At 62.5% G+C, this 12922-nt stretch carries 10 protein-coding genes; 5 read left to right on the forward strand and 5 right to left on the reverse strand.

From position 1 onward, the window contains the following. Positions 1–238 precede the first annotated feature (238 nt). On the forward strand, positions 239–1846 hold the full coding sequence (gene pruA, locus VGU25_07425; GenBank protein HEV2577025.1) for an L-glutamate gamma-semialdehyde dehydrogenase: 1608 nt from the start codon (positions 239–241) through the stop codon (positions 1844–1846). 72 nt (positions 1847–1918) lie between these two features. On the opposite strand, the gene VGU25_07430 is transcribed toward pruA, so the two are convergent. Next, entirely contained in the window at positions 1919–2575 is a 657-nt protein-coding gene (locus VGU25_07430) for a response regulator transcription factor (protein HEV2577026.1), read from the reverse strand. Positions 2576–2793: 218 nt separating this feature from the next. Between VGU25_07430 and VGU25_07435 the strand changes: the two genes are divergently transcribed. From VGU25_07435 to VGU25_07450, 4 genes are all read left to right on the forward strand, one after another. Next, on the forward strand, positions 2794–3222 hold the full coding sequence (locus VGU25_07435; protein HEV2577027.1) for a VOC family protein: 429 nt from the start codon (positions 2794–2796) through the stop codon (positions 3220–3222). Between the two features lie 28 nt (positions 3223–3250). Continuing rightward, the gene (locus VGU25_07440) at positions 3251–3748 is read left to right on the forward strand and encodes a GNAT family N-acetyltransferase (GenBank protein HEV2577028.1); all 498 of its coding nucleotides are present in this window, start codon (positions 3251–3253) and stop codon (positions 3746–3748) included. Next, positions 3745–4944 (forward strand): serine hydrolase domain-containing protein, encoded by a 1200-nt coding sequence (locus VGU25_07445; GenBank protein HEV2577029.1) that lies wholly within the window; start codon positions 3745–3747, stop codon positions 4942–4944. The genes VGU25_07440 and VGU25_07445 overlap by 4 nt, the downstream gene beginning before the upstream one ends. A 72-nt stretch (positions 4945–5016) precedes the next feature. Then, positions 5017–6483: a serine hydrolase gene (locus VGU25_07450; protein HEV2577030.1), complete on the forward strand. Its 1467-nt coding sequence runs from the start codon at positions 5017–5019 to the stop codon at positions 6481–6483. 45 nt (positions 6484–6528) lie between these two features. Here the strand turns inward: VGU25_07450 and VGU25_07455 are convergent, their stop codons facing one another. From VGU25_07455 to VGU25_07470, 4 genes are all read right to left on the reverse strand, one after another. After that, positions 6529–7536 carry a hypothetical protein gene (locus VGU25_07455; protein ID HEV2577031.1) on the reverse strand — a complete coding sequence of 336 codons (1008 nt, stop codon included), beginning with the start codon at positions 7534–7536 and terminating at the stop codon, positions 6529–6531. A 114-nt stretch (positions 7537–7650) separates the two neighbouring features. Then, the gene (gene mqnE, locus VGU25_07460) at positions 7651–8802 is read right to left on the reverse strand and encodes an aminofutalosine synthase MqnE (GenBank protein ID HEV2577032.1); all 1152 of its coding nucleotides are present in this window, start codon (positions 8800–8802) and stop codon (positions 7651–7653) included. A gap of 38 nt (positions 8803–8840) precedes the next feature. Next, a complete protein-coding gene (locus VGU25_07465; protein HEV2577033.1) occupies positions 8841–10898 on the reverse strand; it encodes a hypothetical protein in 2058 nt (685 codons plus the stop codon). Positions 10899–11114: 216 nt separating this feature from the next. Further along, the gene (locus tag VGU25_07470) at positions 11115–12842 is read right to left on the reverse strand and encodes a hypothetical protein (GenBank protein HEV2577034.1); all 1728 of its coding nucleotides are present in this window, start codon (positions 12840–12842) and stop codon (positions 11115–11117) included. Positions 12843–12922: the final 80 nt, after the last annotated feature.

Below are 12922 nucleotides of genomic sequence, written 5' to 3' on the forward strand. Positions count from 1 at the left end.
CCTGATCGCGCCACATCCGCGCCACCGGTTTCACGAGGACCGGCCGCTTGACAAACACCGGCCCCACCAACCCCTCCTCACGCGCCTCCTCGTCCTTCCGCCCAGCCGGAACGCTCCTGAAGTCCAGACCTAAAGTCTCTTCTTCGAAGACTTTGCACAAAAAAGTACGGGGGAGGGGGTATCCGACGCACGCCTCCGCTACTCTAATCCTCGGACAAGAAAACCAGAGGCTGCATTCATGAACACCGTTGCACTTCCGCCCTTCCGTAACGAGCCCTTCACCGACTTCTCCGCGCCTGACAACCGCCGCTCCATGCTCGACGCCCTCGCCCGCGTCCGCTCCGAGCTCGGCCGCACCTATGACCTCGTCCTCGGCGGCCGTCCGACCCAGACCGGCGCTCGCTTCACCTCCACCAACCCCGCCCGCCCCTCCCAGGTCATCGCCACCCACTTCGCCGCCGGCCCCTCTGAGGTCGAAACCGCCATCGATGCCGCGACCGCCGCGTTCACTACCTGGTCACGCCGCCCCGCCTCGGAACGCGTCGAAATCCTCCTCCGCGCCGCGCAGCTGATCCGCGAGCGCCACCTCGACTTCTGCGCGTGGCTTACCTTCGAGGTCGGCAAGAACTGGGCCGAGGCCGACGCCGACGTCGGCGAGTGCATCGACTTCCTGGAGTTCTACGCGCGCCAGGCCCTCCAGCTCGACGCCGCCACAACGCCAATCCAGTACCCAGGCGAGCGCAACATCCTCCGCTACGTTCCCCTCGGCGTCGGCGCCGTGATCCCGCCCTGGAACTTCCCGTTCGCCATCATGGCCGGCATGACAGCAGCCTCCGTCGTAACAGGCAACACCGTCGTGCTCAAGCCTTCGCCCGACGCGCCCACCATCGCCGCGCGCTTCGTCTCAATCCTCACCGAAGCCGGCCTGCCTGATGGCGTCGTCAATCTCCTGCAGGGCGGTCCCGAACCCGGCCGCCTTCTCGTCGAAAGCCCGAAGGTCCACTTCATCGCCTTCACCGGATCGAAGAAGGTCGGTCTCGAGATCCACGAGCGCGCCGCACGCACGCAGCCTGGCCAGCGCTTCATCAAGCGCACCATCCTCGAAATGGGCGGCAAGGACGCGATCGTAGTCTCCGCCGACGCGGACGTCGATGCCGCAGTCGAAGGCGTCGTCGCTTCGGCCTTCGGCTTCAACGGCCAGAAGTGCTCTGCCTGCTCACGCGCGATCGTCGAAGCACCCATCTACGACGCCTTCAACGAGCGCCTCCGCGATCGCGTCGAGCAGCTCAAGACCGGCGACCCCGCCGACAACGCCCCCACCGGACCCGTCATCAACAAGGCCGCCTACGATCGCGTGTTGAACTACATCGCTCTCGGTCAGCAGGAAGGCAAGCTGCTTGCCGGCGGCGCCCCTGCAACCAACGACGGCAACGGCTATTTCATCCAGCCCACCGTCTTCCGTGACGTCGCCCCGAACGCCCGCATCGCGCAGGAAGAGATCTTCGGCCCGGTCCTCGCCGTAATCCGCGCCGACAACTTCGACGATGCCCTCGAGATCGCGAACGACACGGAGTACGGCCTCACCGGCGCCATTTACTCCCGCGACCGCGACAAGCTAAACCGTGCGTCCCGCGAGTTTCACGTCGGCAATCTGTACCTGAACCGCAAGTGCACTGGAGCGATGGTGGGAGCGCATCCGTTCGGCGGCTTCAACATGAGCGGCACCGACTCCAAGGCCGGCGGACCGGACTACCTTCTGCTCTTCACGCAGGCCAAATCCATCGCGGAGAAAAAGGGCTTCGTCTCCGAAGCCGCCGAGGAACAGGAACAGCGCATGGGCCTATAAGCCTTCATGCGCCGTTCTTCTGAAACACTATTTCACTGAGTCCGGGCTGAAGCCCGGACCTAACTCGCCAGCTTACGCGCTGCGGACCAGCTTCTCGCGCACGCGCTCCGCCGCCTCGGCCAGTGCCCGATGGTGGATCGTGAACAGCGCCAGCTCCAGACGGTCGCTGACGCCCGTCTTGTCGTAGATGCTGCGCAGGTAGTTCTTCACCACCTGCTCCTTGGTCCCGAGCTGCAGTGCGATTTCCTTGTTCTTCGAACCCTCGGCGATCAGTGCGACAATCTGCAGTTCCTTGGGCGTCAGCCGCTCGAGCACATTCGTGCCCACCCGATCCGGCGACGGCATCGTCTTCAGGTTCGCGCGCTGCACGCTGCGCTGTCCGGCCGCCACACGCAGCAGGCAGTCGACCAGCTGTGGAGCGGCCACGGAGCGCAGCACCGTTCCCTCCACGCGCGCGACGTATGCATCATCCAGCGTGGCCCCATGTTCCAGGATCACTACCGACCTGCTGCCGGCCTGCTCTATCCAGTCCAGCAACTCGTTCATGTCCGGCGCAAAGCTCGAAGGATAGATCACAATGGACTTCCGAAGGCTGCCAACTGCTTCCTTCAGACGTTCATAGTCCGGGCACTGCGCGACTACCTGCAGGTTTCGCTCCTGGCCGAGCACACGGGCTACGCCCGCGCGAAAGATCGCCTGGTTATCTGCAAGAATTACTTGATGGGCCAAAGGGTTCTCCTGGCGGCCGTGATGTCGCGATCTGATGCGAACCTCACTCCTGCTCGATCAGAAATCAGGGGGAACCTGAGGAGGAATACCACAAATCTGTCAGAACGTCCCCTGAACCTCATTGCGCCGGTAGCCCCAGGTCGTACATCCAATTGCCCTTATACGTTATTCGCAGCACGACCCGTACAGCTGCCCAGATCTAGGATACCCTGTACGCGATGAGTCCGCTTCGACCTTTCCACATTGCCTTTCCCGTCGACGACCTCGCCGCCGCTCGCCATTTCTACGGCACCGTCCTGGGCTGCCCGGAGGGCCGCAGCGCGGACCAGTGGATCGATTTCGATCTCTTCGGTCACCAGATCGTCGCGCATCACAAGCCCCGCCCCGCCGGCACCGACGCCCCCCACAGCAATCCGGTCGATGGCCACGACGTCCCCATTCCCCACTTCGGCGTCGTCCTCACTCAAACCGACTGGGAAGCCCTGGCAGAACGTGTCCGCGCCGCGGGAGTGAAATTCATCATCGAACCCTATACACGTTTCAAAGGCGAGGTGGGCGAGCAGTCTACAATGTTCTTCCTCGACGCCGCAGGAAATGCTCTCGAATTCAAGGCCTTCTCCGATCTCTCGCAGCTCTTCGCAAAATAGATCACAGCCACACAGACAGAAAGACGTCATGAGCGCATTCGCTGTCGCCACGCCCGCTGCTGAAGAAGTTCTGTATCGTCCCGCCACACCTCTCGACGCCTCCGCCATGGCGCAGCTGCGCTCCGAGCACTGGGGCAACGCGCCTGACTGGGAACACACGATTGCTGCTTATCTAAGCGGCGAACATCATCCCCGGCACGCGCTGCTGCCACGCGTCGCCATCGTCGCGGAACTTGATGGCCAGATCATCGGCTTCATCGCTGGCCATCTCACACGGCGTCACCAATGCGAGGGCGAGCTGCAGTGGATCAACGTCTCCGCCGATCATCGCGGCCTGGGCATCGCTGCTCAGCTTCTCCGCGAACTCGCGGATTGGTTTGCGTCGAACAACGCTCGCCGCATTTGCCTCGACGTGCGCCCGCGCAACACAGAGGCGCGTGCGTTTTACGCGCGCCATGGCGCCCAACAGCTCAACGACCACTGGATGGTTTGGAACGACATCGCCGGCGCCCTCTCTGACCTATGAGAACGGCCGCTGCCGCTCTCGCTCTCTTCCTCGCGGCATCGGCATCGGCGCAACTGCTGTATCGCATCGATGGAACCACACTGTCTGCGGACAGCGCACACGCCATCGCCGACGCTGAACTCGCTCGCGATCATGTGACCGGCGCGCAGATCGCTCTTCTTCACAACGGCCGCACTGTCTGGACCTACGCCTACGGCCTGCGCGACATCGAGCATCATCTCCCCATGACGCCCGACACCTACACCTGGGCCGCGTCCGTCACCAAGGCTGTCTTTGCCACCTGGGTCATGACACTCGTTGAGCAGCACCGCCTCGATCTCGACAAGCCCATCGCTGAGTACATGCCCGGCGGCCTCTCCGGCTACTACCACGACACCTCGCTGTTCACCGCGGACCCGCGCTATCGCCGCATTACACCGCGCATGCTGCTCTCGCACACATCCGGCCTCTGCAACTATGCCCCGGCCGACATGCCGGACGGCAAGCTGCGCATCCTGTTCGACCCCGGCACGCGCTACGCCTACTCCGGCGAAGGTCTCACGCTGCTTCAGTACGTCATCGAGCAGGCCATCACGCACGAGCCGCTCGAGACATCGATGCAACGCGATCTCTTCACTCCGCTCGCGATGAACACGACGAGCCTCATCTGGAACAATCGCTTTTTCGCCAACAACGCCGTGCGTTATGGCGCGTCCGGAAACTTTCTGAATTACACGCGCAAAGACCATGCGGGCGCGTCCGGATCAATGGCCACCAGCGTCGACGATCTCTCCCGATTTCTCGAAGCGCTCTTCGCCAACCGCATCCTTCAACCGGCCAAACGCGAGCAGATGCTGACGCCGCAGATCGCTATCCGCGCAGCGCACCAGTTCCCTACGCTCGATCCCGCAACCAGTGACGAAGGCCCCCTCGTCGGCCTGAGCTACGGCCTCGGCTGGGGTCTGCTCACGCACACGAAGTACGGCCCCGCGTTCTTCAAAGAAGGCCACGGCGATGGCGCCGAGAACTACCTGATCTGCTTCACGCGCCATCAGGACTGCATGATTCTGCTCACCAACTCCGACAACGGAGAGCTCGCCTTCCGTCCGCTGCTTGAGCAACTCCTCGGCGACACCGTAACGCCGTGGACGTGGGAGAGCTACACGCGCGAGCAGATCTTGAATAATCCCGAGCATCATCCACAAACGCAACACTAGAACGGATTGATCGCAGAACCAGCGCACACTAGAAGCATTCGCTAAACTGTTGCGGTCTTCGGAGGATCCCGGATGTCGTTCGCGAGCGGACTCGTTGCGATTTGCAGTCTCGTCTTCATTGCTTCACCGCTGCTGACGGCGCAATCCGGGAGCACCGAGCAAACGATCGATAAGATAGTGCAGTGCCTTCCGCCACCCGTCGTCGTCAAAGGCGAGCCGCCCGCATGCACGCCTTTGCTCACGCGCATGCAGCAGCTTCACATTCCCGGCGTCAGCATCGCCGTCGTGCACCACGGCGTTATCGAGTGGGCGCGCGGCTACGGCATCGCAGCGCCCGACAACAAGCCCGTCACGCCCGAGACACTCTTCCAGGCAGGCTCGATCAGCAAGCCTGTCGGCGCGATGGCTACGCTGCATCTCGTGCAGGAAGGCAAGCTCTCGCTGGATGCAGACGTGAATACGCAGCTCACCTCCTGGAAGGTGCCCGCGACCACCTTTATCGCGCCGGGAGCGATCGTCACACTGCGCGAACTCCTCACGCACACCGCCGGCATGACCGTCCACGGCTTTCCCGGTTACGCTGCAGGCGCTCCCGTGCCGACACTCGTGCAGGTGCTCAACGGCGAGAAGCCCGCCAATACTGAAGCAATTCGCATCGAGACGCCTCCCGGCAAAAAATGGAACTACTCCGGCGGCGGCTACACCATTACGCAGCAGCTCGACATCGACGTCTCGCACGAGCCCTTCCCAAAACTTCTGCACGATACCGTCCTCGCACCCATCGGCATGACGCACAGCACCTATGAGCAGCCGCTGCCTGCAGCCATGCAGGCGAACGCCGCGGCGCCGTACGACGAGCATGGCGCGCCTGTGCCCGGCGGAGCGCACACCTATCCCGAGATGGCCGCTGCAGGTCTGTGGACCACGCCATCCGATCTCGGCCGCTACATTATCGAGAATCGGCGCTCGCTTGAGGGCAAAGCCAATCACGTACTCTCGCAGGCGATGACCAAGGAGATGATGACACCGGGCAAAGGCTCGTGGGGACTCGGCTTGCAGATTGGCGGCTCGCCATCAAACCCGTACTTCGAGCATGGCGGAGTGAACGAAGGCTTCGAAGCCCTCTTCGTCGGTTACGAAAACAATGGCGAAGGCGCAGCGGTCATGACAAATGCGCAGGGCGGCTCGCGCATCTGTTCCGAGATCATGAGCGCAATAGCCATCGCCTACGGCTGGCCCGATTTCAAGCCTGCAGAGCGCACACAGATTCAACTCCCACCCGACGCGCTCAATCAATTCGTGGGCAGCTATCAGGCCACAACGCCATCCGTCACGTTCACCTTCACCGTTGAAGACGGGCACCTGATGGGCGTCGCCGGCGCTCAGCGCAAGATCGAATTCTTCCCCGAATCCCCAACGCGCGTCTTCGCCAAAGTCGTTCCGGTTGAGATTGAGTTCGTGAAGAACGACAAAGGCGAGATCACCGGCATGGTCGTGCATCAGGGCGACAACCAGCTCTCCGCCACCAAGAAGAAGTAATAACCCGCTGCCGTCGGCACGAAGAGTTCTTTCGGCCCACGCGCGTCACCACAACGCGGGCACCTGCGTCTCCTGCATCGTGGTCCCCTTCTGGACGTGTAACGCCGACAGGAACGGCTGCGCGCTCGGGTCATACTTCACCGTAATCGTGCCCGGCCTTCCATCCGATCCGGCTCGGCCATCCTGCCCATCGTGCCCCGCGAATCCGTCACTGCCCGGCGGACTCCCCATCCCTCCTGAGCCTCCGGCGCCGCCTTTGCCGCCTTTGCCGCCAGCACCACCGCTTCCACCCGCCGAGCTCACTGTCAGCGACCCACCCTGCGGATCGACCAGGTAGAACCATTCCTTGTGCCCTGCGGCCTGCACCGACGCCTGCAGCAGTGGGTGCGCTCCAGGACGCAGCCGCAGCAGCACCTGCACGTTTGGCCCGTCGCCGCCGTCGCTGCCATTTCCTCCATCGGTACCGTCCGTGCCATTCCCGCCGTCGCCGCCGGCAGAGGGATTATTCGGGTCCATCGATCCCGTGCTTCCACTCGAGCCATCCGAGCCATTCGTGCCATCCAGGCCGTTGCTTCCATCGCTTCCCCGAAAGCTCGCCGCAAACGCAAAGTCGTAGCGCACGGGCACATCCAGATCGGCATGCAGTCCAGGATGGCTCGGCACCGCGATCGTCACGTGCCCAATCTTCCCATCGCTCAATCGAGGATCATGCCCAAGCGACACGACGCCCTTCTTGCTCACCGACACGAGCGTCGGGGTCACCGACAAATCACTCCAGCGAACCTTGCCTTTGCCCGCTCCCGTTGTCGTCAGCACGGTCCCGTCCGGCTGAGTAAACGTCACGATGAGCGGCGACTTCTCGCCCGGAGCTACGCCCGGGTCCCCCTGCAGACGCGCGTCCATGGATGTAACAGGAAGCTTGGCAATCTCCACCCGCATTCCCAACTTCACCTGCAGCCTGCTGCATCCGCACAGCGTGAGAACGCACAGCGCTGCAATCAACTTACCTGTATTTGCAAACTGCGAACGCATCGACGCCGGTCTCGTGCTCATGGGGCAAACTCTGCGACCTCAATCGCTTGCATGAACACAGATTCCAGCAGCGTGTTGCGACACACACAATACAACTTGCAAATTCTCATCTGGGGATGAAACGAGGCTGAGACACTACACCGCGACGGTAAAGCTGTCCTCGCTGCGCGTGACCGCGCGATACATGGTGTCGCGCTCAAATGCCACACGCCCGGCCTCCGTGATCAGCCGTTCAAGATCGCGCCGCCGCAATCCCTGTGGTGTGGTTGCGCCTGCATCGTGATAGATTTTCTCTTCCACAACCGTGCCGTCGATATCATCCGCGCCAAACCGCAGCGATATCTGCGCCATCTTCGGCGTCACCATCTGCCAGTAGCTCTTGATGTGCGGAAAGTTGTCGAGCATCAGACGGCTCACCGCAATCTGCTTGATGTCCTGCATGCCGGTCGACTTGGGCAGATGACTCAGTGCCGTGTGGTCGGGATGAAAACTCAGCGGGATAAACGTCTGGAACCCACCCGTCTCGTCCTGCACCTCGCGCAGCTTCAGCAGATGATCGACACGGTCTTCGTCATTCTCAATGTGCCCGTAAAGCATCGTCGCATTCGAACGAAGGCCCGCCTTGTGCGCCAGCCGCGCAGTATCCAGCCACTCGCTCCCGTCGATCTTGTGGTCGCAGATGATGTGCCGCACGCGGTCGGCAAAGATCTCCGCACCTCCGCCAGGGCACGAGTCCACGCCCGCAGCTTTCATGCGCTCCAGCGTCTCCGCAATCGACAGCTTCGCGCGCTTGGCGAGAAACGCAACCTCGACCATCGTGAACGCCTTGATATGCACCTGCGGGTAGCGCTCCTTGAGCCCGCTCACGAGGTCCATGAAGTACTCGAACGGCAAATCAGGATGCAGCCCGCCGACGATGTGAAACTCCGTCACCGCCTCCGTAAGGCCCTTGCCCGCAGTCTCCCACGCCTCTTCGAGCGCCATCGTGTACGTATCTGCCGCGCCCTTCTTGCGCCCAAACGCGCACAGGCGACAGCTCGCGACACATACGTTCGTCGGATTGATATGCCGGTTGACGTTGAAATAAGCGACATCGCCGTGCATGCGCTCGCGCACGAGGTTCGCCATCCAGCCCACGGCGAGAATGTCTCCGCTGCGATAGAGCGCGAGGCCGTCGTCATAGCTCAGGCGCTGACCGGCCTGCACCTTCTCGGCAATCGGTTCCAGCGCAGCGTCGTCAGTTTGAAAGGAGTGGCGCGGTCTGGCCTCGATCGAATTGCGGTCCATAGCTCTATTCTACCGCTCGCGTTTTGCTAAGCCGCCACCTAACGCGAGCCTGCGCGGGTAGTTGACTGCGAGTCACCTGCGAAAGGGGAGGCCACCATCTTCGGCTCAACCACCACGCCATCAAACAGCGTCGCGCCGATCAAGTGATCACCCACCGGCCGCAGGAAGCGCAGCGGCCATCCTGTGTCCCAGTAGCTGACCTTGTAGTCCGGCAGCGTCGCCGCGAAACCGACCGTTCCGCCCGCGGAAGCCACCAGCACGCGCTTGTTCGCCGCGTCAAAGTAGATCCCATCGACGATCCTGACGAACAGATTGCGCAGCGTCTTCCACGAATTGCCGCGGTCCGTCGAATAGAACACGCCTTCCGGTCCGCCGATCCAGATGTTCCCAAGCCCGTCGATTGCCAGCGCGCCGATCTGCGTCAGCGTCGCCGGCGGCATCACGCCCGTCCAGCTATCTCCGCCATTCTGCGAGAGTGCCAGTCCTGTAAGACTGGACGCGACAATCATCTGCTGGTGCGCCGCAATGTAGCGGCCCTCCGTAAGCTGCGGGACGTGCACCTGCGACCAGTTCTGGCCGCCGTCCTGGCTGCGCCATATGCCATCAGATGTCCCGGCATAGATACCGGCGGTTCCGCTTGCGAGCGCATACACGGCCGCTTTGTTCAGCTCGCTCGCGGCGCTCTCCTCGGTCCTGTACCTCGGCGCCGGCGCCTGACCTTTATGAGCGCCCTTCTTGCCCACCACCTTCTTCGGCGCAGGAGCAGGTTTGCGCGCCGGAGGGCTCGCGACAACCGCAGGAGCCCATGTCCCTCCCGCGAGTTGGAAGATGCCATGCGAGGTCCCAGCTAGCAGCGTATCTGTCGGCGTCATCGTCAGGCTGTAGACATCGCGCCCACCCAGCCCCGTGCTCATCTGCCGCCAGCGCACACCGCCGTCCGTGCTTGCAAAAACTCCGCCCGTCTCCTTGTCATTCACCACGCCGACATACAACTGCGCGGAGTCACGAGGATCGGCCGCGTACGCAACCACCTGCCGCAGCGTGAAGCCGTCGTTCGACGCCGTAAAGGTCAGCCCTCCGTCCTCGCTGCGCAGAACGCCTCCGCGATCCGTCGCAAGCAGCACGTGCTGCGGCTGATTCGGATCGATATAGACGTCGTTCACGATCACGTCCGGCTGCGTAACCCGAACCCACGTCGACCCCGCGTCCGTCGACTTGAAGAGCCCTTCCGTTGTTCCCGCGTAGATCGTGTTCGGCTGCGTCGGGTCCAGCCTAAGCTTGCGTGTCCTGCGCGCGGAGCTCGGAATTCCCTGCCCGCGGTTGATGCTGACGCCCCCCTTGAACTGCTGGCCCGCGTCCAGGCTCTTGTAAATGCCGGAGCATGCACTCGCGTACACGATGTTCGGGCTGCCGGGATCGATGACGATCGAAAACACATCCGAGTCGTCGATAATCCCTTCCTTGATGTTGTCCCAGTGCGCCCCTCCATCCGTCGTCTTCCACGGCAGGTGCCACGTTCCCGCGTAAATAATGTTCGGGTCCTTGGGGTCGATGGCGATCGATTCAACCTCATGAATCTCGCTTGACCCGGACGGGCTGATCAGATCCCAGTGCTTCCCATTGTCCTTACTGCGGTAGACACCCTCGAGCGTGCCTGCGATGAGAATATTCGGGTCGGACTGCGCGCGCGCCAGCGAGCGCACCGACTGCCCGCTCATCTGGGCTTGCTTGGCCCAGTGTTTCCCGTTGTCGTCGCTGATATAAATTCCGCCGCCCGGCTTGTTCACGATGTACGCGCCGACAATCAGCCGGCTCGGATCCGCCGGGTCCGTCTCAATCTGTTTGATCAGCAGGTCGCTGCTGCCATCCACCTGCGACACCCGCTTCCAGGTGGCGCCGTCGTCGTGGCTCTGATAGAGCCAACCGGTTTCCGTACCCAGGTAAAGATGCTTTGAGTCGTGCGGATCAACCGCAAAAGAACGCGCATCGCCGCCGTAGGGCCCGAGCGGGAACCAGGTAACCGCCCGCGCCGGTGTCCCCATCAGAGGACACGCCAATATCAATACGCCGAGATGGCGAAGCAGCCCTGCCTTCATTCTCTTGCCTTACTCCTACATCAAGATTAATGCATTGAACGCGCCAGAGGCTGTATCCCCCAACTTGCGTACACGCAAAGGAACATCTATCGGGGAAAGACGTTTGCCCTGGACCGGACGCGCTATTCTCACGGCCCGCGGCAGACTCAACCCCGCCAGACAAAGAAAACGGCTGGCCGGGGGAGCCGGCCAGCCGTTTTCGACTGATTACAGCGGTTACTGGTTCGAGGCCGCTGCCTTGTGATGGCGGCGGTGATGGCGCTCCGGAGCATTCCGAGGCACAGCGTGGATCGTCCCTTCATCCACCGGGGTCAGACCGGTGTTGTCCAGGGTGGCGCCATCAGGAATCAGCGTGGTGTTGGCGGTATCGGTGCCCGCGGTCCCGGTGTAAACCGAGATGCGAGAGGCATCGACGCCCTTCTCCGTGACCAGGTATTCCTTTTCGTTGACAGCGCGCTCGGCCGCACGATGCTCGGCCTCGTGCTCTGCCGTCTCGTGATGGCCACGACGCTCACGCACCTCGACCGGTGCCGAGTTGCCGACAACCGCCAGCTTCGCGTTCGGATCCTGCTGCAGGCTCAGGGCGATGTCGTCAAGGCAAGCCTTGGCTTCATTGTCCACACGAGTCGGACGGTGCTTGTCGCGGTCGAAGTTGATCGAGCAGAGGCTCTTGGTCTCGGGCTTCACAACCGGCGGCGGCGCGTTCACCGTCACCGTGGTCGTCTGCGAAGCAGTCTGGCCCTTGTCGTCAACCGCGTTGCAGGTGACCGTAATCACGCCCGGCGCAACGCCAGTGGTGGTCAGGGTCGCCGTCGACGTGTTGCCGCTGATGGAGCCGGCGGTCGCCGAGTAGCTGTAGGTCAGAGGCCGGTTCTGCGGGCTCACGCCATTCGCCGTGATCGTCGAAGGATCGCCCGGGTTCACCGTCGAAGGATTGGCCGAGCAGCCAACGGTCGGCGGCTGGAACTGCGTTACGGTAACCGTCGCCGAGCAGTCAGCGAACTGACCAGGCTTCTTGCCTTCCTCGACATGGCCCTTCACCGTGTAGGTGCCGGGGTTCAGGCTCTTGGTATCGATCGTCACCGTGTTCGTCGTGCTGGTGGCAACGACGCCCTGGTCGCCCGACCAGCTATAGCCGGCCGTCTTCTTGGGGTTCAGGTTCGTCGCCGTTCCCGTGATCGTCACCTGGTCGCCCGGGTAGACCGTGCCCGTCGGGGCCGTCACGGAGCAGGAGTACTGCACCGGCGGCGGCGGGACGATATGGCCGAAGTGCACCAGGATACCGCTGCTCAGCTCGGCAACGCCCAGATTCGCGCGGCCGCCCTCAGCTCCACCCACCGGGGGGTTCACAGCCGGACCGAAGTCGGTGTGGATGTAACGGTAGTCCGCCTGGAAGAGGCGCAGGCCGAACCGGCCGTCCATAAACGGCAGGTTGTAGTCCATGCCGCCGCCGACCAGAAGGCTCGGGCCCCAGGTGTACGGATTGTGTCCGAAGGTCGCCGGGTTTTCGCTGTTCGGTCCACCAAGCTTCGTTGCGCCCGCAGCTGCGTGCGCAAACAGGGTGAAATTCTCCATCGGGGCGCGGACGATCGGGCCGACATAGGCGCCGTACGCTCCGTCATTCTGGCCATCGGGGTTGGCGATGAAGCTGAACTCGCCGCCGATGTACTTGTTGAAGTAATACGCGCCGCTTCCGATCGCGCCTTCGTCAACCGACGAGAAACGGATTCCCTGCGGCTTAATCTGGCCATGCGCGCCAAAGTACGAGTACCCCATAAACAAATCAACGCGCGAAGGGTTGTTTTCACCATAGGCCGCAGCATTCGTCGTGGACGTGCTGGCAGATGCCGTGGTGGTCTGCGCACTCAGACTCGCTACTCCAAAGCTGACCGCACATGCAGCCAGCAGGAACCGGCTGATACTGCGAAACGGACGATAAGACATTCGACAACCCTCCACTAAGAAAACTTGCTGATATGTTCTGCAGACTCGTAGGTTCAATGCGGCCTGCTGGACCTTTGTTA

It is taken from the genome of Acidobacteriaceae bacterium, from assembly GCA_035944135.1.
GTDB lineage: Bacteria > Acidobacteriota > Terriglobia > Terriglobales > Acidobacteriaceae > Granulicella.